The 20628-nt window shown below is 74.7% G+C and carries 22 protein-coding genes; 8 read left to right on the top strand and 14 right to left on the bottom strand.

What is annotated here, in order from left to right; all coding sequences use genetic code 11:
* Nucleotides 1-17: 17 nt before the first annotated feature.
* Nucleotides 18-614 (bottom strand): TetR/AcrR family transcriptional regulator, encoded by a 597-nt coding sequence (locus amrb99_RS53025; RefSeq protein ID WP_190854650.1) that lies wholly within the window; start codon nt 612-614, stop codon nt 18-20.
* Between the two features lie 90 nt (nt 615-704).
* Here amrb99_RS53025 and amrb99_RS09115 point away from each other — a divergent pair, with 90 nt between their 5' ends.
* Together amrb99_RS09115 and amrb99_RS09120 are read left to right on the top strand one after the other, a co-directional pair.
* Nucleotides 705-1109 carry a nuclear transport factor 2 family protein gene (locus amrb99_RS09115; protein WP_190854652.1) on the top strand — a complete coding sequence of 135 codons (405 nt, stop codon included), beginning with the start codon at nt 705-707 and terminating at the stop codon, nt 1107-1109.
* Nucleotides 1110-1189: 80 nt separating this feature from the next.
* Entirely contained in the window at nt 1190-2578 is a 1389-nt protein-coding gene (locus amrb99_RS09120) for a DUF6882 domain-containing protein (protein ID WP_190854655.1), read from the top strand.
* A 34-nt stretch (nt 2579-2612) separates the two neighbouring features.
* Here amrb99_RS09120 and amrb99_RS09125 read toward each other — a convergent pair whose 3' ends face one another.
* Nucleotides 2613-3176, bottom strand: a complete 564-nt coding sequence (locus amrb99_RS09125; RefSeq protein ID WP_190854657.1) for a TetR family transcriptional regulator — start codon at nt 3174-3176, stop codon at nt 2613-2615.
* A 99-nt stretch (nt 3177-3275) separates the two neighbouring features.
* Here amrb99_RS09125 and amrb99_RS09130 point away from each other — a divergent pair, with 99 nt between their 5' ends.
* The gene (locus tag amrb99_RS09130; protein WP_190854659.1) at nt 3276-4154 is read left to right on the top strand and encodes an SDR family NAD(P)-dependent oxidoreductase; all 879 of its coding nucleotides are present in this window, start codon (nt 3276-3278) and stop codon (nt 4152-4154) included.
* 66 nt (nt 4155-4220) lie between these two features.
* On the opposite strand, the gene amrb99_RS09135 is transcribed toward amrb99_RS09130, so the two are convergent.
* Nucleotides 4221-4706 (bottom strand): Lrp/AsnC family transcriptional regulator, encoded by a 486-nt coding sequence (locus amrb99_RS09135; protein ID WP_190854662.1) that lies wholly within the window; start codon nt 4704-4706, stop codon nt 4221-4223.
* Nucleotides 4707-4836: 130 nt separating this feature from the next.
* Between amrb99_RS09135 and amrb99_RS09140 the strand changes: the two genes are divergently transcribed.
* Both amrb99_RS09140 and amrb99_RS09145 read left to right on the top strand, forming a co-directional pair.
* Nucleotides 4837-8322: an indolepyruvate ferredoxin oxidoreductase family protein gene (locus tag amrb99_RS09140; RefSeq protein WP_190854664.1), complete on the top strand. Its 3486-nt coding sequence runs from the start codon at nt 4837-4839 to the stop codon at nt 8320-8322.
* Nucleotides 8323-8473: 151 nt separating this feature from the next.
* On the top strand, nt 8474-8998 hold the full coding sequence (locus amrb99_RS09145) for a hypothetical protein (RefSeq protein WP_190854666.1): 525 nt from the start codon (nt 8474-8476) through the stop codon (nt 8996-8998).
* 59 nt (nt 8999-9057) lie between these two features.
* Here amrb99_RS09145 and rpmG read toward each other — a convergent pair whose 3' ends face one another.
* Genes rpmG through amrb99_RS09160 form a run of 3 tightly spaced genes read right to left on the bottom strand, consistent with a single transcriptional unit; the run spans nt 9058 to nt 10288 of the window.
* Nucleotides 9058-9222: a 50S ribosomal protein L33 gene (gene rpmG, locus amrb99_RS09150; RefSeq protein WP_190854668.1), complete on the bottom strand. Its 165-nt coding sequence runs from the start codon at nt 9220-9222 to the stop codon at nt 9058-9060.
* 50 nt (nt 9223-9272) lie between these two features.
* A complete protein-coding gene (locus tag amrb99_RS09155; RefSeq protein WP_206699876.1) occupies nt 9273-9521 on the bottom strand; it encodes a hypothetical protein in 249 nt (82 codons plus the stop codon).
* A 38-nt stretch (nt 9522-9559) separates the two neighbouring features.
* Complete coding sequence (locus amrb99_RS09160) at nt 9560-10288, bottom strand: SDR family oxidoreductase (protein ID WP_190854671.1); 729 nt, start codon at nt 10286-10288, stop codon at nt 9560-9562.
* Nucleotides 10289-10346: 58 nt separating this feature from the next.
* Here amrb99_RS09160 and amrb99_RS09165 point away from each other — a divergent pair, with 58 nt between their 5' ends.
* Both amrb99_RS09165 and amrb99_RS09170 read left to right on the top strand, forming a co-directional pair.
* Complete coding sequence (locus tag amrb99_RS09165; protein ID WP_190854673.1) at nt 10347-10940, top strand: TetR/AcrR family transcriptional regulator; 594 nt, start codon at nt 10347-10349, stop codon at nt 10938-10940.
* 69 nt (nt 10941-11009) lie between these two features.
* Nucleotides 11010-12053, top strand: coding sequence for a hypothetical protein (locus tag amrb99_RS09170; protein WP_206699877.1), 1044 nt, complete (start codon nt 11010-11012; stop codon nt 12051-12053).
* A 163-nt stretch (nt 12054-12216) separates the two neighbouring features.
* Here amrb99_RS09170 and amrb99_RS09175 read toward each other — a convergent pair whose 3' ends face one another.
* Nucleotides 12217-13638, bottom strand: coding sequence for an MFS transporter (locus amrb99_RS09175; RefSeq protein WP_190854675.1), 1422 nt, complete (start codon nt 13636-13638; stop codon nt 12217-12219).
* Nucleotides 13639-13705: 67 nt separating this feature from the next.
* On the opposite strand from amrb99_RS09175, the gene amrb99_RS09180 reads away from it, so the two are divergent.
* Nucleotides 13706-14203, top strand: coding sequence for a helix-turn-helix domain-containing protein (locus amrb99_RS09180; protein WP_194736675.1), 498 nt, complete (start codon nt 13706-13708; stop codon nt 14201-14203).
* A gap of 64 nt (nt 14204-14267) precedes the next feature.
* Here the strand turns inward: amrb99_RS09180 and amrb99_RS09185 are convergent, their stop codons facing one another.
* The 7 genes from amrb99_RS09185 to amrb99_RS09215 form a co-directional block, all read right to left on the bottom strand.
* The gene (locus tag amrb99_RS09185) at nt 14268-14951 is read right to left on the bottom strand and encodes an ATP/GTP-binding protein (protein ID WP_190854681.1); all 684 of its coding nucleotides are present in this window, start codon (nt 14949-14951) and stop codon (nt 14268-14270) included.
* Nucleotides 14932-15480, bottom strand: coding sequence for a DUF742 domain-containing protein (locus tag amrb99_RS09190; protein ID WP_347256609.1), 549 nt, complete (start codon nt 15478-15480; stop codon nt 14932-14934). Before amrb99_RS09190 ends, amrb99_RS09185 begins: the two co-directional genes overlap by 20 nt.
* A gap of 168 nt (nt 15481-15648) precedes the next feature.
* Entirely contained in the window at nt 15649-16068 is a 420-nt protein-coding gene (locus tag amrb99_RS09195) for a roadblock/LC7 domain-containing protein (RefSeq protein ID WP_190854686.1), read from the bottom strand.
* Nucleotides 16065-18695, bottom strand: coding sequence for a nitrate- and nitrite sensing domain-containing protein (locus tag amrb99_RS09200; protein ID WP_190854689.1), 2631 nt, complete (start codon nt 18693-18695; stop codon nt 16065-16067). The genes amrb99_RS09195 and amrb99_RS09200 overlap by 4 nt, the downstream gene beginning before the upstream one ends.
* A gap of 118 nt (nt 18696-18813) precedes the next feature.
* Complete coding sequence (locus amrb99_RS09205) at nt 18814-19161, bottom strand: hypothetical protein (RefSeq protein WP_190854691.1); 348 nt, start codon at nt 19159-19161, stop codon at nt 18814-18816.
* A 152-nt stretch (nt 19162-19313) separates the two neighbouring features.
* On the bottom strand, nt 19314-19826 hold the full coding sequence (locus amrb99_RS09210) for an ATP-binding protein (RefSeq protein ID WP_190854693.1): 513 nt from the start codon (nt 19824-19826) through the stop codon (nt 19314-19316).
* A 219-nt stretch (nt 19827-20045) separates the two neighbouring features.
* The gene (locus amrb99_RS09215; protein WP_190854696.1) at nt 20046-20627 is read right to left on the bottom strand and encodes a PadR family transcriptional regulator; all 582 of its coding nucleotides are present in this window, start codon (nt 20625-20627) and stop codon (nt 20046-20048) included.
* Nucleotide 20628 lies beyond the last annotated feature (1 nt).

A 20628-nucleotide genomic window follows, 5' to 3' on the forward strand; every position in this document is an offset into this window, starting at 1 on the left:
GGGACCCGGCGGCGCCGTCACTCGGGCCGGTCGGCCTGGTGGCACTCGGGCTGCTCGGCCTTGGTGATGGCGCGGACGGCCGGGCGGAGGATCTCGACGACCCGGTCCGGGTCGGCGTCGGCCAGGTGGTCGAGCGCGAGGAGGTGGCGGCCGAGGGCGAGCCCGATCAGCATCGCGTTGACGACGGCGGCGCGCAGGTCGGCGTCCTCGTCGGGGATGGCCTGCCCGATCCCCTCCTTGCGGAGCCGCGCCGCGGACCGGAACGCGCGGGCGGCCTCCGGGTGGGTCAGCATCGACCGCAGGAGGGCCAGCGACTCGACCGGTTCCTCGGCCAGCGAGGTGCGGAGCCGGTCGAGCAGCTGCTCGGCGACCTCGTCGGCCGTGCCGCCGGGCATCCAGCTCGCGCCCGCCTCGATGGCCCGCGCGAAGAGCTTCTCCTTGCTGCCGAAGTAGTGCATGACCAGGCCGGGGTCGACGCCCGCGGCGGTGGCGACCGCGCGGATGGTGGTCCGGTCGTAGCCGGCGTCGGCGAAGATCCGGCGGGCGTGCTCGAGGATGCGGGCCTGCGTGGCGCGCCGCTGCTCGGCCCGGGACCCGCCCGCTGGAGTGCTCACCTTCTCATTCTATGAGCGTTGACCGGGACGCCATTTCGTTCTACGTTCGTTGAATCAGTCATGCAACGCACGTTGAACGAAGGAGCGGCCATGAGCGCACCGGCGACACCCCTGGAGGTCCTCGAACGGCGGCGGGAGCTGCTGATCAACCGGGACATGGAGGCGTTCGCGGACCTGTTCGCGGAGGACGGCGTGATCGAGCTGCCGTTCGGCGGCCCGGGGCTGCCGGGCCGACTGGAGGGCCGCGAGGAGATCCGCGCGTTCGCCACGAAGGCGGGCCGGCCGGACCTGGAGATCCGCGACCTGCGCGTCCGCGACGTCCACCGCACCGCCGACCCGGAGGTGGTGATCATGGAGCTCACGTCCGTGGGCCGGGTCGTCGCGACCGGCGAGCCGTTCGAGGTGCCCTGCATCCAGGTCTTCCGGATCCGCGACGGACGGATCGTGCTCTTCCGCGACTACGTCGGAGCCGGATCGCTGCCGGCCCCGGCCTGATCGGACGTTCGCCCGGCACGCGGCGCGGCCGATCCCCTACGCTCTGGTGCTCACGGTCGGCCGGGGATGCGGGGGTTCGCGTGGATACGTTCAGTGACGCGCTGCTGGCGCTGGCGGCGCCGCGGCTGGGAGTGGCCGCCGAGCGGTCGGCGCGGCTCAACCGCGCCCTCGAAGGGACGACCTTCCGCAGGGACCTGGAGGCGGGCGTCGCGTGGTCGGACGACCGGCGGATGGCCGCCGGGATCCTCGGCAGCCACGCCGAGGACAACACCTTCCAGTGGAGCTGGGTCGTCCCCGGCTTCGCCGGGACGCCGGCCGCCGCGCACGCCGAGCGGCTCAGGGAGATCGGCGAGCGGCACGGCGTCCCCGAGCTGACCGAGCCGCTCGTCGACCTCGGCGGGTTCTACGATCCGCGGGCCGCCGCCGACGACCTCGCCCTGCTGGCGGTCGCGCTGCTGGAGGCGAGCGCCGCGATCCGGCACGGCCACGGCGGGCGGGCGCTGACGTTCATCGTCGCCGACGCGCCCGAGCTGACGGCCGGCGGGCCGGACGCGGAGCGGGCCGCGGACTGCCTGCGGCGCGCGGCCGACCTCCTCGGCGACTACGACGCCCGGCGGTACACGGACGCGATGGTGCGCGGCTACGCCGAGCACCACGGTCTCGCGGTGCGGGAGTCGGAGATCGAGCTGCCGGGCGGGGCCGTCCCGTTCCCCAGCGGGGACGACGGCCGGTCCGGCCTGCTCCTCGTCAACGAGCTCGACGTGAACGGGCCCGTCCCGCCGTCCGTCCTGGCCACGGCCGCCCCGGCGCTGGCGTGCGCGCTGGCCGGGCAGAACGCGCTGATCGACCGGCTGTCCGAGGACGGCGTGGACTGGCGGACGCCGCCCGCCTGGGACCCCGCCGCCGGGACACTGCGGTTCGGCGACGCCGTCACCGTGCAGGCCCGCGAGATCGGCGTCTTCCGGCCGGACGGCACCTGGGTCTGGACGGAGGGCGACGGCACGGCGCGGGCGAAGGAGCTGGTCGCCGGGGGCGGCGAAGCGTCGTGGGCCGCCGCCGAGGCCGACCTGAGCGGGCATCCCCGGCCCGCCCACGTCGCGGAGCTGCTGGCCTGCACGGCCGCGAGGCTCGGCGGCGGCTGGGGCGCGTGGTCGGTGCCGGGGCCCGGCGGCGAGCGGCGGTTCGCGCTCGTCGATCCCGAAGAGCCGGACATCGGCGCGGACGCCATGCTGGCGGCGCTGCACACCAGCGCCAACATCGTCCAGCAGCTCGTCCTGCGCAAGGACCGCTACGAGGTGACGCGCGCGATGGCGCTCGGGCTGTTCGAGCACTGCGGCTACGTCCCGTGGGGCGCCGGAGAACCCGAGTTCCTGATGGGCGTGCAGGGCCTGTACCAGGCGCGCGCCTACGTGAGCGTGGACGGCACCATCTACCGCCTGTCGTCGGGCCTGTTCGGCCAGCCCGGCTGACCTCGCCCCGCTTGATCCCGCCAGGCCGGCGGCATCAGGCCAGCAGGGCGGCCACCGCGTCGACGACCAGCCGGCGGCGCCGCTCGGCCGAGCCGTCCTCCATGACGGCCTCGAACTCGGGCATGCTCGCGCTCCACAGGCTCGACAGATGGATGACCAGGCCGAGCAGTTCGGCGGCCGTGAAGCGGTCGGGGAGCGTGCCGTCCGCCTGCGCGGCGGCGATGGCCCGCACCTTCGCGGTGTTACTGGCCACGACGGCGGGCAGGAGTTCAGCGGAGCCGGCACGTTCCAGGCGGTACCAGGTCGCGATGCGCTGCACCCAGGGGCGCTTCTGGTAGGAGTCGTGCAGGCGGCCCGCGTACTCGGGGAGGTTCGCGGCGTCGATGGGGACGTCGTCGAGCGTCTCCTGCACCATGGCGTCGAAGACGGCGTCGAACAGGCCATCCTTGCTGCCGAAGTAGTGGTAGATCTGCGCCTTGTTGCTGCGGGCGGCGGCGGCGATCCGGTCCACGCGGGCACCGGCGATGCCGTGCGCCGAGAACTCCTGCCGTGCCGCGTCCAGCAACCGCCGCCGCGTGGCGTCCGCGTCCCGTGCCATGCCCCGCAGCCTATATCAACTAACCGTTCAGTTGACATCTGGGCCGGAACGAGGTTCCCTAGAGCTAAACAACCAGTTAGTTAGTAAGCGGAGGTGGCCATGTCCACGCAGAGCTCACTGTCCTTCCTGATCAGCGGGGCCTCCCGGGGCCTCGGCAAGGAGATCGCCCGCGCCGCGCTGGAGGCCGGGCACCGCGTCGTCGCCGGAGCGCGCACCCCGTCGGCGCTGGACGACCTCGCCGCCGCGTACGGCGACCGGCTCGTGACCGTGCCGCTGGACGTGACCGACGACGGCGCCGCCGAGAACGCCGTGCGGACCGCGGTGGAGCGGTTCGGCCGGCTGGACGTCCTGGTCAACAACGCCGGGTACGCCAACATGGCCCCGATCGAGGACGCCGACCCCGACGACTTCCGCGCGCAGGTCGACACCAACCTGTTCGGCGTCGTCCGGCTGACGCGCGCGGCGCTGCCGGTGATGCGCGAGCAGCGCGCCGGGCGGATCGTCCAGATCTCGTCGGTGGGTGGACGGCTCGCCACGCCGGGCCTGGGCGCGTACCAGACCGCGAAGTGGGCGGTCGGCGGGTTCTCCTCGGTGCTCGCCGCCGAGGTCGCGCCGCTGGGCATCAAGGTCACCGTGGTGGAGCCGGGCGGGATGCGGACCGACTGGGCCGGATCGTCCATGCGGGTCGACCCCGTCCGGCCCGAGTACGCCGAGACCGTCGGGCGAATCTCGGAGATGCACGCCGACGGCAGCGTCACGGCGGCGAGCGATCCCGCCAAGGTCGCGCGCCTCGTCCTCGACGTCGTCGCGCTGGACGAGCCGCCGCTGCGGCTGCTCGCCGGCGCGGACGCCTACGCCTACGGCACCGCCGCGGGCCGCGCCCTGCTCGCCGAGGACGAGCGGTGGCGCGAGCTGAGCGAGTCCACCACCGCGGACGACGCCACCGCCGAGCACCTCGACCCGCTCCGCCAGGGCTGACCCTGCCCCGGGGCGCGCGCGGGCGCCCCGGCCCCGGGCGCGCGCGGGCGGGCGCGACACCCGGGGTCAGCGGGCGCGGCGCTCCTCGTCCTCCAGGAGCGGGCCCAGGCGGAACGGGACCTGCTCGGTCAGCACGATCGAGGTCGTGCTGCGCCGCACGCCCGGGCACGCGAGGATCGCGTCGATCACCTCGTGCAGCTGCTTGCCGTTCGGGGCGACCGCCCGCACCAGCAGGTCGCCCTGCCCGGTGATGCCGAGGACCTCCAGGACGCGCGGGATCGCCGCGAGCGCCTGCGCGGCCTCGCGGAGCCGGCCCTGCGCGACCTCCAGGGTGACGAAGGCGGTCAGCTCGAAGCCGAGCGCGCCGAGGTCGACCTCGCGGCCCCGGTGCCCGATGACGCCGTCGCGCTCCAGCCGCTCGACGCGGGCGTGCGCGGTGTTGCGGGCGATGCCGAGCCGGGCGGCCAGCTCGGTGATCCCGATGCGGGGCTGGTCGACCAGCCGGCGCAGGATCTGGATGTCGAGGAGGGTGGCACGCGTCACAACGCTCATCTCCGGCGGGTAACTCGGTTCTGACTTGAGCAATCCGCTCAATTGTCGCTGCCTCATCTTGCACTCCGCTCAGGCAAAGGTGCTCAATGTGGGCGAACGAGTCCGATACCGCCGGGAGAGGGGCAGCATCATGACCGGTACCTCGACGTCCGCGCTCCGCGACCGCCTGGAGCTGGAGCGGGGCCGGATCGCGCTGGGCGGCGTCCAGGCGCTGGTCCGGCTGCTGCTGGAGCAGCGGCGCGCCGACGCCCGGCGCGGCTGGACCACCGCCGGGTTCGTGTCCGGCTACCGGGGATCCCCGCTCGGCGGGCTCGACCAGCAGCTGATCCGCGAGGCGAAGCTGCTGGGGGAGCACGACATCCGGTTCGTCCCGGGCGTCAACGAGGAACTGGCCGCGACCGCGGTGTACGGGTCGCAGCTCGTCGACCACCTGCCCGGCCCGCGCTACCAGGGCGTCTTCGGCCTCTGGTACGGCAAGGCGCCCGGCGTCGACCGCTCGCTCGACGCGTTCAAGCACGCGAACTGGCTCGGCACCGCCGAGCGCGGCGGGGTGCTCGCGGTCGTGGGCGACGACCCGTCCTGCAAGTCCTCGACGCTGCCGTCCGCGACGGAGGGCGCGCTCGCCGAGGCGTTCATGCCGGTGCTCGCGCCCGGCTCGATCACCGACGTGCTGCGGCTCGGCCGGCACGGGTTCGAGATGTCCCGGTTCAGCGGCGCCTGGACCGGGTTCAAGCTCGTCACCGACGTCGCCGACTCGCTGGAGGTCGTGGACGTCGCGCCGGTCCCGGACCCGGTCGTCCCGGAACTGGAGTGGCGCGGCCGCCCCTGGAAGCCGACGCGGCGGCCCGGCGTCGACCTCAAGGACACGACGTCCCTCGAAGCCGAGGTCCTGCACGGACGGCTGCGCGCCGCGGCCGCCTACGCCTCGGCCAACGGCCTGGACGTCATCGAGGGCGCCACCGGCGACGCCGCCATCGGGCTCGTCGCGTCCGGCCGCACCTACCTCGAACTGCGCGAGGCCCTCGACCGGCTCGGCCTCGACGACGCCGCGCTCGCCCGGCGCGGCGTCCGGCTCCTCAGGCTCGCCCTGATCCACCCGCTCGACCCGGTGCGGCTCCGCGCGTTCGCCGCCGGGCTCCGCGAGATCGTGGTCGTCGAGGAGAAGCGCGCGTTCGTCGAGACGCAGATCCGCGACCTGCTGTACGACGCACCGGAGCGGCCGGCGGTGCTCGGCAAGAACGGCCCGGACGGCGCGCCCCTCGTCCCCGCGGACGGCGGCCTCGCCGCCGACCGGATCGTCAAGGCGCTCGCGCGGCTCCTCGCCGACCGCGTCGGCGAGGACCACGTCGACCTGCGCGACCCGGCGCTGCTCCCCCGCAAGCCCGCGATCAACCTGCTCGCGCCCGCCCGCACCCCGTACTTCTGCTCCGGCTGCCCGCACAACCGGTCCACGGTCGTCCCCGACGGGTCGATGGCGGCGAGCGGCATCGGCTGCCACGTCATGACCGTCTTCCAGGACCGCAGCATCGGCACCACCCAGATGGGCGGCGAAGGCGCGATGTGGGTCGGCGCCGCGCCGTTCACCGCGACCCCGCACATGTTCCAGAACCTCGGCGACGGCACGTTCTTCCACTCCGGCAGCCTCGCGGTCCGGCAGGCCGTCGCCGCCGGCGCGAACATCACCTTCAAGCTCCTCTACAACGCGGCCGTCGCGATGACCGGCGGGCAGGACGCCGACGGCGGCACCGACCCCGCGTCCGTCACCCGCCTCCTGCACGCCGAGGGCGTCGCGAAGATCGTCGTGGTGGCGGACGACCCGTCCCGCTACCCGCGCGGCACGGACTGGGCGCCCGGCGTCCGCGTCCGGCACCGCGACGACCTCGACGCCGTCCAGCGGGAGCTGCGCGAGATCCCCGGCGTCACCGTGCTCCTCTACGACCAGGCGTGCGCCGCCGAGACCCGCCGCAAGCGCAAGCGCGGCCTCGTCCCCGACCCGCAGACCCGCGTGCTGATCAACGAGGCGGTGTGCGAGGGCTGCGGCGACTGCGGCACCAAGTCCAACTGCCTCAGCGTCGAGCCCGTCGAGACCGAGTTCGGCCGCAAGACGCGGATCAACCAGACGTCGTGCAACAAGGACTACTCCTGCGTCGACGGCGACTGCCCGTCGTTCGTCACCGTGATCCCGGGCGAACGGAGGCCGTCCGGGCCCGCGCTGCCGAAGATCGGCGAGCTTGCGGAGCCCGCCTCCCGGCCCGGCGCGGCGGACGTCCTGCTCGTCGGCATCGGCGGCACCGGCGTCGTCACCGTCAACCAGGTCCTCGCCACCGCCGCGCTGCTCGACGGCCGGCACGCCCGCGCCCTCGACCAGACCGGGCTCAGCCAGAAGGCCGGCGCGGTGGTCTCCCACCTGCGGATCGGGGCCGCCCCGGCCGAGCGCCCCGGCATGATCGGGGACGGCGGCGCCGACGCCTACCTGGTGTTCGACGCCCTCGCCGGCACCGCCGAGGCCAACCTGCGCCGCTGCGCGCCCGGCCGCACCGCCGCCGTCGTGTCCACCAGCGAGGTCCCGACCGGCCGGATGATCACCGACGTGACGGCGTCGCTGCCGCCGAGCGCGTCCCTCGTCCGGCAGATCGCCGCCCGCACCGACGCCGCCCGGCTCGTCGCGCTCGACGCCCTGGAGCTGGCCGAACGCTGGTTCGGCGGCACCACCACCGCGAACTTCGTGGTCGTCGGCGCCGCCTACCAGGCCGGGCTGCTGCCGCTGTCGGCGCGCGCGATCGAGGAGGCGCTCGCGCTCAACGGCGTCCAGGTCGAGGCGAACGTCCAGGCGTTCCGGGCGGGCCGGCGGCTCGTCCTGGAGCCCGAGTGGGCCGAGCCGCCCGCCGCCCCCGCCGCCGTCCAGCGGCCCCTGGCCGCCAACGCGCCCGCCGCGATGAACCTCGTGGACGCGTCGGGAACCGACGACGAGCTGGCCCGCGTGCTGCGGATCCGTGTCCCCGACCTCGCCGCCTACCAGGACCTCGCGCTCGCCAAGCGGTACCTGGACACCGTCCTGCGCGTCGCCGCCGCCGAACGCGACGCCGTCGGGTCCGGACGGCGGCTCGCCGTCGCCGTCGCCCGCCACCTGCACAAGCTGATGGCCTACAAGGACGAGTACGAGGTCGCGCGCCTCCACCTCGACCCGGCGCTCACCCGCCAGGTCGAAGAGCAGTTCGGTGCGGGCGCGACCGTCCGGTACATGCTGCACCCGCCGCTGCTGCGCGCCGTCGGCGTCGACCGCAAGATCGCGCTCGGCCGGACGGCCCGTCCCGCCTTCCACGCGCTGCGCGCGATGCGGCGGCTGCGCGGCACCCCGTTCGACCCGTTCGGCGCCACCGCCCAGCGCCGCGCCGAGCGCCGCCTCGTCACCGAGTACCTCGCGGTCGTCGACGAGCTCGCCGGCGGCCTCGACAAGGACAACCACGACCTCGCCGTGGAGATCGCCGAACTGCCCGACATGATCCGCGGCTACGAGGACGTCAAGACCGCCAACATCGCCCGCTACCGCGGCGAGCTGCGCGACCTCCTCGCCGCCTGGCGCGCCGAGCAGCCGCTCCCGGCGGGCAGCAAATAGACCGGCCGGCCGCGCCCCGTACCCCAACGACGTGGTACCGGGCCGCGGCCGGCTCCGCGGCCGGCTCGCACGGCGCGGTCGAACCACCTCCGCCCCTCCGGGCGTACTCCCGGGTATGGTGCACGGCCGCGCCGTTCGACCGGGAGGGACCATGACCGCCGAGCCCGCAGGAGCCGAGTGGCGGCCCGCCCCACCGCGGGTCCGCCGCGGGTCGCCCTTCCCGTGGCTCGCGCTCGCCGGCGTCGTCGCGACGGTCGCCGCCGCGACGACCCTCGTCCTCGGGCTCGGCGACACCCTCGCCGGCCCCGACCGGCCGCGCGGACGGCTCCTCCCCCTCCAGGCCGCATCGCCGGCCGTCCAGACCACCCGTCCAGCGCCCCGCGAAGAACGGCACACCGGCACGACCCCCGACCCGGTGCCCTCCGTCTCCTTCCGCCAGGCCCTGCTCCGCCTGCGGTTCGCGGTGGGTCAGGGCGTCGCGGCGGGGGACGTCCGCGCGGACGTGGGCGTCGACCTCACCAACGTCATCCAGGGCATGCTCACCCACCCGCACCACGGCGGCTCGGACGTCGCCGACCTGCAGCACAAGATCTCCACCCGGACCCGCGAGGGCGCCATCACCGCCCGCCGCTCGACCGAGCTCCACGAGATCCTCACCCACGCCTCCCCACCCTGAGGACCCCGAACGCCGGCGCGCCCGCCGGACTCAGGAAGTCCGGCGGGCGCGCTCCGGGATCAGCGCTCCTCGCGGTACAGCACGTGAGCGCGCTCCACGGGGTCGTACTTGCGCAGCACCAGGCGGTCGGGGTCGTTCCTGCGGTTCTTGCGGGTCACGTACGTGTGGCCGCTCCCCGCGGTCGACCGCAGCTTCACGACCGGCCGGACATCGTTTCGTGCCATCGTCGAACCTCCTCTTCAGAACGACACCGATAACCATCCCCACCTTCTGATTAATCCCGCCGCTCACAGGTGCCGGCGGATCGCCGTCGCCAGCCCGTCCCGCCGCACGCGGCGGCCTCCGCGTCGTTCAGTTCGGCGACGGCCGTGACGTGGCGGCGCGGCATGAGAACGAGCCAGCCGGGCGTCCCGGTACCGAAGGCGTGCGCCACCCGCCAGTGCTCGTCGAACGCGACGACCTCGCGGGGCGGCAGCCCGTCCATACGGGCGTTGTGATCGCAGACGAGGCAGTACTCGGTCATATGCCGATGCTACGAACGCCCCCGCCGCAGCGCGCCGCTCACCAGGGGACGGGGCCCTGCTCGCGGAAGAATCCGCCGGTGGGGCCGTCCGCGGGCAGGGTGGCGAGGTCCACGATGATCCGGGAGCCCTCCTCGACGGTCCGGGTGCCGCGGTGCGCGCTCATGTCCGTCGCGACGTACCCCGGCGTCGCCGAATTGATCTTGATGTGCGCGAGGCCGGGGTCGGCGGCGAACGCCGCGGCGTACTGGACGGTCAGCATGTTCAGCGCCGCTTTGGAACTGGAGTAGGCGAGCCGCAGGTGGGCGTCGCCGCCGAAGTCCGCGCCGCCGCCGGTCAGGGTGAGGGACGCCGTCGTGCTGGACACGTTCACCACCCGCGGGGCCTCCGACCGGCGCAGCAGCGGGAGCACCGCGTTCAGGACGGTGACGGCGCCGAAGACGTTGACCTCGTAGGCGCGGCGCATGTCGGCGGCGGTCATCTCGGTCGCGAGCGCCTCGACCATGAGCCCGGCGTTGTTGACGAGGACGTCGAGGCGCCCGTGCTCGTCCTCGATCCGGGCGGCGGCGGCCGCGACGCACGGCGGGTCGGTGACGTCGAGCCGCAGCGGCCGCACGTCGCCGTCGGACGCGAGGTCCCGCGCGGCCTCATCGCCCCTGACGGGGTCGCGGCTGCCGAGCAGGACGGTCATCCCCCGCCGCGCCAGCCGCCGCGCGGTCTCCTTGCCCAGTCCCCTGTTCGCCCCGGTCACGAGCGCGGTCGTCCCCATGGCGTCCTCCTTCGTGTTACAGCCTGTATCCCAATATACAACCTGTATCATCGGGTCCATGGAGCGAGCAGCCGGGGTCGAGCGGACCCGCCGCGCCATCGTCGGCGCCGCGCGGCGGCACCTCGTCGAGGCCGGGTACCACGGCCTGAGCATGGAGCGGGTCGCCGCCGAGGCCGGGGTCACCCGCGTGACGGTCTACCGCCGGTTCGGCTCCAAGCCCGGCCTGCTGGAGGCGGTCGCCGACGACCTCGCGGGCCGCTCCGAGGTCGTCCCGCACCTGCGGGAGGCGCTCGACCGGCCCGCCGCGCGGGACGCGTTCCGCGGGACCGTGGCCGGGATCTGCCGGTTCTGGGGCACCGATCCCGATCTGCTGCGCCGGCTGGTGAGCCTCGCGGAGGTGGATCCGGAGGTGCGCGACGTCATCGCCGGGCGCGAGCGCTGGCGGCTGGCGCAGGTGACCGCCGCGGTCGAGCGCCTGGACGGCGAGGGCCGCCTGCGCCCGCCGTTCGGGGTGCGGGAGGCGAGCGCGGCGGCCGCCGCGGTGACGTCCTTCCCGTCCTGCGACGCGATGGCCGCCGACCTGGGCCGTCCCCACGCCGAGCTGCCGGGGCTGCTGGTCCCGCTGCTCGCGTCTATCGCCGACCTGGGGTGACGGGGCGGCACCGCCCGGCGTTCCCGGCGCGTTCATCCGCCGGTCGGACCCGGCTCCTACGGTGAGCCGGTGACCAAGATCGACAGTTTCTCCCCGTCCCGGCGGACGGTCCTGGCCGGTGCGCTCGGCGCCGCCGTCCTCGGCGCGACCGCCGCTCCCGCCCGCGCCTCGTCCCGCCCCGGTCCTCGCGGCCTCCGCGTGCTGATCGCGACCAACGAGCCGTGGGGCACCTACCACGTCTCCCCGCTGCTCCGCGAGGCCGCGGCGCGCGGCGTGCAGGTGACCCAGCTCGTCCCGGACCCGTCCCGGATCGCGCCCGGCGACCCGGTGCCGGTCGCCACGCCGGACACCGCGCCGCGCGCCGACCTGCTGGTCGTCACCGGCGCGGGCGACTGGCCGCTGGAGTGCGCCGCGCGGTTCCGGCACCTGCCCCTCGCGGCGAGTTCGCTGGCCTACCTCGGCCCGGACGAGGCGGCGGGCGCGAGGCGGCTGCGCCCGCGGCTGCGGACCGTCACCTCGTCGTCGAACGCCGAGGCCCGGTCGTTCGCGAGCTACCTCGGCACCCGCCGCCGCGTCCGCGTCGTCGGGTCACCGCAGACCGACGACCTGCCGCGCCGCGCGCCGGAGAGCGGCCTGGTGCTGGTCGTCACGAGCGTCACCCACCCGGACGGGACGGGCGGCGCCGCGCCCGGCACCGAACTGCTGCTCGCGTCGGCGGCGCGGCTGAAGGACGCCGGGAAGCGCGTCCTCGTCGGTCTGCACCCCCGCGAGGACCCGGAGCTGTGGCGGCAGTACGAGATCAGCGCGGTGCCGACGCTCCAGGCGTCCGCGCGGGCGGAGGCGGCGATCGGGATCCCCGGCACGGTGTTCCCGCTGATCGCGGCGGTCGGGACGCCGCTGGTCGGGTGCACCGATCCGGCGCTGGACGTGCCCGGCTACCTGCTGTCGGTGTGCTCGTCCACGATCGGGGACGCGGCGGACGCCGTCGCCGCCGTGTCCGGCGCGCACCTGCCGGACGCGTCCGTGCTCGCGGACGCGGTCGGGCCGGTCGGCGGGTCGGCGGCGCGGCTGCTGGAGGCGTGGCGCCGGACTCCCGGCGTCCACCCGCGCTGATCCCGCGCGCACACGCGCACACGCGCACACACGCGGGGAAAGCACGACGGGCATCCCGTCCGGATCGGGATGCCCATCATGTGGTGGGGCGGTGGGCGGACCGGGCCGTCATTGGTCCGGGTCAAGGTTCCGTCCGCGCCCGCGTTCTGTGTCAAGCAGGGGGTTAAGTGCCGGCGACCACTTCCTTCTCGGTTTCGGGGACGGGGGTGACGGGCCGGTGGCGGCGCGGGGTCATGCCGAGGGCCGCGGCCGCGGCGACGACCATGAACGCGCCCACCATCAGCCAGGCGTGCACGTAGGCGCGGTGAGCGTCCACGTAGCCGTGGGGAGAGCCGAGGACGGCGACGGCGAGGCTGACGCCGAGGACGCTGCCGATCTGCCGGCTCATGTTGACGACGGCGCTTCCCGTCGCGAACCGGTGGTCGGGCAGGTCCGCGGCGGCGGCGGACAGGATGGTGGGGAGCGCGAGGCCGACGCCGACGCCGCCGACGAGCCAGCCCGGCAGCATCTCGGAGGCGTAGGCGGGCGTGGCGTCGAGCGAGGCCGCCACCATGACGACGCCGAACGCGCAGAGCATGCAGCCGACGGCGGTGATCAGGCCGACGGGGACGCGCCGCGCGGCCATCTTCCCGGCGATCAGCGCCATGACCGGGACCATCAGCGGTCCGGGCGCGACGCCGAGGCCGGTGCGGACCGGCGAGTAGTGCCACACCTGCTGCATCCAGAGGACGCCGAGCAGCAGTTCGGCGGCGAACGCGACGGTGAAGAGCAGGACCGCGGCGTTCGACCAGGCGAAGGTGCGGACGGACAGCAGCGCGGGCTCGATCACGGGCGCCGGGTGCCGCCGGGAGCGTCCCCAGAAGAAGGCGAGGGCGATCACCGAGGTGCCCACCACGATCGCGGTGCGCTGCCCCGGCCAGTCGTTGATCTTCACCAGGCCGAGCGCGAGCAGCGCGATCGCGCCGGTCAGCACGGCGGCACCGGGAAGGTCGGGGACGCGGGCCGAGGCGCCGTCGCGGCTGTCGGGCACGAACCGCAGTGCCAGGGCGGTCGCGAGGAGCCCGATCGGCACGTTCACCTCGAACACCCAGCGCCAGGACGAGTCGACCAGGACCCCGCCGACGGCGGGCCCGGCGGCGGCGGCGAGCGCGGACGCCGACGACCAGATGCGGACGGCGCCGGCGCGGCGTCCGGGCGGGAACACCGACAGCAGCAGGCCGAGGCTGGTGGGGATGAGCGCGGCGGCGCCCGCGGCCTGGACGACGCGGAACGCGACGAGCCACCACAGCGACGGCGCGAGGGCGCAGGCCTGGGAGGCGAGGGTGAAGACGGTGAGGCCGAGGACGAGGCCGGCCTTGCGGCCGTAGCGGTCGGCGAGCCGGCCGAGCGGGACGAGCAGCGCCGCGAACACGATCGCGTAGCCGTTGAGCACCCAGGACAGGTCGGCCAGGGACGTCCCGGCGAAGTCGCGGCCGATGTCGTCGAACGCGACGTTGACGATGAACAGGTCGAGGCCCGCCATGAAGGAGGCGACGGACAGCACCGCGAGCGACGTCCCCGGGCGCACCTGACTTTGTTTCACCATAGTCAGGGACGCTAACCCGGCCACCTGACTTTGGTCAAGCGAAGTCAGCAGGTTTATAGTGGTTGCCGTGACGATCGCACTTGAGGGGCATTTCGCCGACCGCGACACCTGGTCGATGCAGAACTGCCCGGTCGCGCGGACGCTCGCCGCGCTCGGCCCGCCGTCGGCGGTGCTGGTGCTCAGCGAGGCGTACTTCGGGACGAACCGGTTCGGCGACTTCGTGAAGAACCTCGAGATGACCGAGTCCGCCGTCACCGCCCGCCTCCGCCACCTGGTGAAGGCGGGGCTGCTCGTCCGCGAGCCCTACCAGGAGCCCGGGCAGCGCACGCGCTACGAGTACCACCTGACCAAGATGGGGCTGGACCTCGCGCCGACGCTGGTCAGCCTCATGGAGTGGGGCGAGACGTACCTGCCCGGCGAGGAGGGGCGGCAGGTCGCGCTCCGGCACGCCGGCTGCGGCGAGGCCGTGACCGCCCAGGTCCGCTGCGCGGATGGGCACGACGTCGCCGTGGACGAGATCGTGATGGGATCGCCATTGCCCGCGTCCGACGGCGAATCCGCCTGACCGCGGCGGCGGACCCGCCCGGCCCCTTCCGGCGCCGGGAGCGGATCCGCCGCCTCCCGATGGGCTAGCCCTCCGCGCGGGCGGGGGCGGGCCAGGGCCGGGGCCCCGGCTCGGACGGGGGCCGGGAGGCCGCCGCGCCCGCGATCCGCAGCGCGTGCTCCACCAGCGCGACCAGCACCTCCTTCGCCGACCCGTTCCGCCGCGCGTCGCACAGCAGCACGGGCACGTGCGGGTCGATGTCCAGCGCCGTGCGGATCTCCGGCGGCTCGTAGCGGTCGGCGTCGTCGAAGCAGTTGACCGCCACCACGAACGGCGTGCCCTTCTGCTCGAAGTAGTCGATGGACGCGAAGCTCGCCATCAGCCGCCGCGTGTCGGCCAGCACGACCGCGCCGAGCGCGCCGCGCGACAGCTCGTTCCACATGAACCAGAACCGCTCCTGCCCGGGCGTGCCGAACAGGTAGATCGCGACGCCGTCGCGCAGCGTGATGCGGCCGAAGTCCATCGCCACGGTCGTGGTCGTCTTGGCGGCGACGCCGTCCAGGTCGTCCACGGCGGCGCCGAGGTCGGTGAGCGCCTCCTCGGTGCGCAGCGGCCGGATCTCGCTGACCGCGCCGACCAGGGTCGTCTTGCCGACCCCGAACCCGCCGGCGACCAGGATCTTCAGCGCGACCCGCGGCCCGTCGAGCCGCTCGTCGTGCTCGCCGGGCGGGAGGTGGTCGGGCGGGGGATCAGAGCGCGCGGAGTTCATCGAGCACCCTCCTGAGCAGGTTCGGGTCGTTGTGCGGCTGGACGGACGGGGTGGCGGGGGCCCAGCGCTGGACGCTCACCAGGCCGGAGTCGACCAGGTCGCCGGCCAGCACCCGGATCACGCCGAACGGCAGGTCCAGGTCGGAGGCCAGGTCGGCCAGGGCGTGCGGGCGGCGGCACAGCGCGAGCAGCCGGCGCTGGTGCCGCGAGAGGCGGCCGGGCTCGGCGGGCGCCCGGCCGGTCGCGACGAGGATCGCCACGATGTCGAGCGGCTCGCCGCGCGGCCGGGTCCGGCCGCGGGTCACCGCGTAGGGGCGGACGATCGGCCCGGCGGCCGCGTCGATCCACCGCTCCCGCGCCGGAGCGAACGGACCGCCGCTGCCGCCGGGCTCGCCGGGACCGCCCGGCTCGCCGTATCCGGCGGGGTCCCCGTATCCGGCGGGGTCGCCGAAACCACCGGGGTCGCCGGGGCCGGGCGGGGGCCCGCCGGAGGCGCCCGGAACACCGGACAGGCCCGGCGTACCGGACACGCCGGGACCGCCGGACACGTGCGGGCCGCCGGACACGTGCGGACGGCCGGGGGCGCCCGGACCGCCGGGAGCACCGGGCCCGCCGGGACCCGGGGGTCCGCCGGTCCCGGGAGCACCGGGACCGGCGGGTCCCCGGGGCGCGCCGGGTGCGCTGGGGGTCATGGCGGCTCACCCGGATCCGGGCCCCGGGCCCGGATGTCTCAGGCCGGTCGACAGCTGCTTGCCGACCCGTTTGACCAGCATCGTCATCTCGTAGGCGACCAGGCCGGCGTTCGCGCCGACCTCGCTGAGCAGTGCCAGGCAGCTGTTGGCGCCGGCCGGGACGACGAAGAACAGGCCGCGCTCCATCTCGATCATCGTCTGCCGGACCTCGCCGGAGTCCAGCTGCGGGCGGGCGCCGATGGCCAGGCTGTGGAACCCGGCGGCGAGCGCCGCGAGGTACTCGGAGTCCTCCCGCCCGACGCCCCGCGACATGCCCATCACGAGGCCGTCCCGCGACAGCACGACGACCTTGCGGATCTGAGGGACCCGGTCGACGAGGTCGTCGAGCAGCCAGTTCAGCTCGTTGGTCGTTCCCTGCCCGCTCATGCCCGCTCCCTGCCGTCCGGTGCCTCGTCCTCGTCACGTCCCCGCAGCCAGCCCGCCTGCAGTGCGGCGAACAGGTCGCGGGACGCCTCCGCCGACCGCTCCTCCCACGCGACGAGCGCGTCGTCGGGGTGGGCCGGTGCCGTGCGCGGCGTCGCCCGCGGGTCGTCCCGCAGCTGCGGCGCCAGGTTGCCGCCGCGGACCCGCCGCGGCAGCGGCGCGCGCCCGCCGCCCGCCCGCACCTCGCCGAACGAGGCGGGCGTCTCGAACGCCCGCGTCTCGGCGGGACCCGCGTCCAGGTGCGGCGTCTCCAGCCGCCACGCCTCGTGGAACGGCTGGGTCGCGTGCGGGGACGGCTGGGTCGCGTCCGGGGACGGCATGGTGCCGTCCGGTTCCGGGAAGTCCACCACCGCCGGCGCCTCGACGTCGAACGGGGTCGGCGCGTTCAGCATCGCGGTCCCGTTCGACGGCGCCGACCCGGCCACGCCCGAAGGCCAGGCGCGCAGCGAGCCGTTCGCCGCGCCGTTCGCCGCGCCGTTCGCAGGTTGGGGCGCCGGAGCCGCCGGGGCGGCCGCCTGGTGCGCGATCGGCGCGTCGTCCTCGTCGTCCGGCCCTTCGGCCTCCACGATGAGCCGGCGCGGGATCAGCACCACGGCGCTGACGCCGCCGTACAGCGACGGCTGCAGGGCGACCCTGATGCCGTGCCGGTGGGCGAGCCGCCCGACGACGAACAGCCCGAGCCGGTCGGTGACGGCGAGGTCGAACTCCGGCGGCTGCGACAGCCGCAGGTTCAGCGCGTCGAGCTCGGACTGGTCGAGGCCGATGCCGCGGTCGATGACGTCGACCGCGAACCCGTTGGCGCCCATCTCGCCGCGCACGAGCACCTCGGTCGGCGACGGCGAGAACACCGTGGCGTTCTCGATCAGCTCGGCGAGCAGGTGCACGATGTCGGCGACGGCCTCGCCGATCACCGCGGCCCGCCCGGACACCACCACGACCTCGACCCGGGTGTAGTCCTCGACCTCCGAGATCGCCGACCGCAGCACGTCCTCGACGTGCACGGGCCGGCTCCAACCGCGGCCCGGCGCCGTCCCGGACAGGATGACCAGGCCCTCGGCGTGCCGGCGCATGCGGGTGGTGAGGTGGTCGAGGCGGAACAGGTCCTCCAGCGCCTTCGGGTCGGACGCGCCGCGCTCCATCTCGTCCAGCATCCGCAGCTGGCGGTGCAGCAGCGACTGGCTGCGCCACGCCACGTTCAGGAACACCCGGCTGATGCCCTGCCGCAGGTAGGACTCGCGGACGGCGGTCTCGATCGCGGTGTGCTGGACGCGGGTGAACGCGTCCCCGACCCGGGACACCTCCCGGCTCTTGCCGATGACCAGGGGCGGCGCCTCCGCCTCCACGTCCACCTCCTCGCCGCGGCGCAGCCGCGCCACCACCCGGGGCAGCCGGTTCGAGGCGAGGTCGAGGGCGGCGCGCTGCAGCCCGCGCAGCTCGCGGGAGAGGCTGCGCGCGGCCAGCAGCGACAGCACGATCGACGCGATCACGGCGAGCAGCCCGAACCCGCCCGCGATGACCAGCCGCATGATGATCCGGTTGCCGATCGGCTTGGCCATGTCGTCCAGCGCGAGGCTCGCCTGGGTGACCCGCTGGTCCCACGCCTGCCCGAGCAGCTGCGTGGTGGCCGTCCAGTCGCCCGCCTCGGCGGGCAGCCGGTCGCCGCGGGCGTTGACGATCGCCGACTCGGCCGCGCGGTACCGCTGGAAACCGGCGGACTGGGCGAGCTGCTGCAGCGGCGCCCGGATGGTGGCGTTGAGGTCGGCGAGCCCGGCCTCGAACGCCTGCCGGCCCTGCGCCGCGAACTGGACGAACGCGATGTGCTCGGCAGGGGTGAAGCGGCCCCCGCGCGCCATCGCGGAGATGACCAGCGAGTCCTCCTTCAGCATGGAGGCGCGGGCGTTGCCGAGGCTGATCAGCGCGCGGCCCTGGGTGAGGATGTTGACGTCGTCGACGGCGACGAAGCCGTTGAACACCGAGACGAGGTCGTCGAGGACGGTGCTGTAGGAGTTGATGAGGTCGAGCGTCTCGAAGCGCCCGGCGTCGACCCTGGCGCGCAGCTGCGGCAGCTTCGCCAGGTCCCGGACGGCGACGGTGAGCCGCTGCTTGGTCTCGGGCTTCGCGGCGTCCTGCGCGTCCTTGGACAGCGCCGACCTCTTGAAGGCGGCCTCCAGGCCGTCGACCCGGGCCCGCTGCTGCGCGAGCTTCTGCTTGTACTGGGGCTGCTGCGTGACCAGCGCCGCGACGCTCAGGGAACGTTCCGCTTGGAGCTGGCTCACGAGCGTGATGCCGGGCAGTCCGATCTTCTCGTAGGTGGTGGAGAAGTCGTACTTGTCGAACGCGTCGCCCAGCGTGATGTTCGCGGCGAACGCCCACAGGGCTATCAGGGAGACCAGGGGGACGAGGAGCAGCGCGGTGATGCGCATGCGGATCGGCCGCCGTTTCCGGGACCGGGCGCTCTCCTCGCCGGTGCGTCTCGTGCGTCGCGTGCTCTCCGCGGCGAAGTCGCCGTCGCCGGGATCCTCCCGGGCCGGGGCCGCGTTCGGGGCCGTCGGCCGGCCTTCGGTGTCCAATCCGATCACCCACTCGTCGGGGTCGGGCCGGCTGTCGGCCCGGTGCAGGGTTCGTCGAACTCGGGTCGGGGCGGGCGGGCTCCGGGGGCCGCGCCTCGCCGGGGGCGGGACGGGGCGCTCACGGGCGCGCCTCGTCCAGTGCGGCGCGGGCGACCAGGCCGCGCAGCCGGCCGGTGATCATCTCGACCGCCTCGGCGTGGCCGCGCGCCGCCTTCTCCCGCGTGCTGTAGCGGCCGACGTCGGCGTGCATCGACAGGTCGGACACGATCGTCTGCCAGAGCAGGGGTCTCCCGTTCGCCGCGAACCCGAGGTCGATCACGGTGAACCAGGTGGAGACGACCACCACGACTCCGCCGACGCGGATGACGTCCTGGGCGAGCAGCCTCGACCGCGCGTCCAGCAGCAGCCGCTGCGCCTCGTCCGCCGTGGCGCGTATCCCATCCGCCCGGTAGTACTCCACGGACATGGCAATCCCCATCGCCGCCGGTATGGGCGTCCGTCGGCGCGCGCGCGTGGGTCCCGCCGTTCAGGTGACCGGCGGGAAGGGGCGGCGCGGCGCCGCGAACGGTGCACCGCGCCCGGGCCCGCGCGGGTGCTCGGGCCGGGACGGTGCCCGGGTCAGCGCGCGTGCCGCTCGTCGAGCGGCCAGCCGTCCAGCTCGCACCAGACCGTCTTGCCGGAGGCGGTGAGGTCGGTGCCGTGCCGGTAGGCGAGCGCGGCGACGAGGAACCAGCCGCGGCCGGTCTCCTCCATGAGGTCGACGGGCCTGGAGTGCGGCAGCGCGGCGCCGCGGTCGTGGACCTCGATCCGCAGCCGGGACCCGTCCCGCAGCAGCCGCAGGCACAGCAGCGAGCCGGTGCCGGCGGCGTGCCGGACGGCCCCCGTGACCAGTTCGGAGATCAGGACCTCCGCGTCGTCGCCGACGTGCGCGGCCCCGGCGGAGCCGAGGACGGCGCGGCCGAAGGCGCGGGCCCGCGGGACCGACGCGCGCTCGGCGGGCAGGGTCAGCTCGCCGAGCAGGACGGGGTCCGGCCCGTCCATCGCGGTGAGCCCGTGCGGGTGTGCGGGGACGGAGTGGTGGGGGGTGGCCAGGGTGCTAGGCAACTCGATGGTGCGGTGTTCGCCCGACATGTGGAACGCCTCCTTGACTAAGGCGTGGCGGCCCGTCCCGGCCCGGCCTTGACTCCCGGCCGGGGAGGTCGCTGGGGGTGAATGCCCGTGCCGCCGTCCGGGGCGCCCGGTGGGGCGTCCCGCGCCGCCCGCCCGGCGGCGCCGGGACGGGGGCGTACGGAGGCACGGTGTGCGAAGGGGCCGGAGCCGTGCGGCCTGCGGCCGTGCGGCCGGCGCCGGTCATGGCGCCTCGCCCCCTTCGGCGTGGGCGCCCGCCCTGGCGCGCAGCAGCCGGGCGGTGCTGGTGAACCACTCGTGGTGCTCCTGCTCGAACCGGCGGCCCCGCAGGCACGTCAGGTACGGGCCGATCGGCGTGGCGCTGCGCAGGAACGTGTGCTCGTCCAGGTCACCGCGCAGGCGTACGAGCATGCGCTCGAACAGCTCGACCTTCGCGGCGGACATGCGGGCGCGCTCCTCGAGCTGCGCGATCACCGCGTCCGCGGAGATGTGGTCGACGGCCTGCACCATGACGAGGATGTTCTCGCGGATGGTCCCGGGTTTCGCGGGCGTGCTGGCGAAGCGCTCCAGCTCGTCCACGCCGGCCCGGGTGACGGTGTAGACGCGCTTGTTGGGTCGGTCGTGCTGGATGACCTGCCGTCCGCTGATCAGTCCTTCGGTCTCCAACCTCGACAGCTCGGAGTAGAGCTGCTGCGGAACGGCGTGCCAGAAGTTGGAGACCGACAAATCAAAGATCTTGGCCAGCTGGTAGCCGCTGTACTCGCCGTCGAGCAACGCCGCCAGGACCGCGTGACGCAAGGCCATC

The sequence above is a fragment of the Actinomadura sp. RB99 genome (assembly GCF_014706005.1).
GTDB lineage: Bacteria > Actinomycetota > Actinomycetes > Streptosporangiales > Streptosporangiaceae > Spirillospora.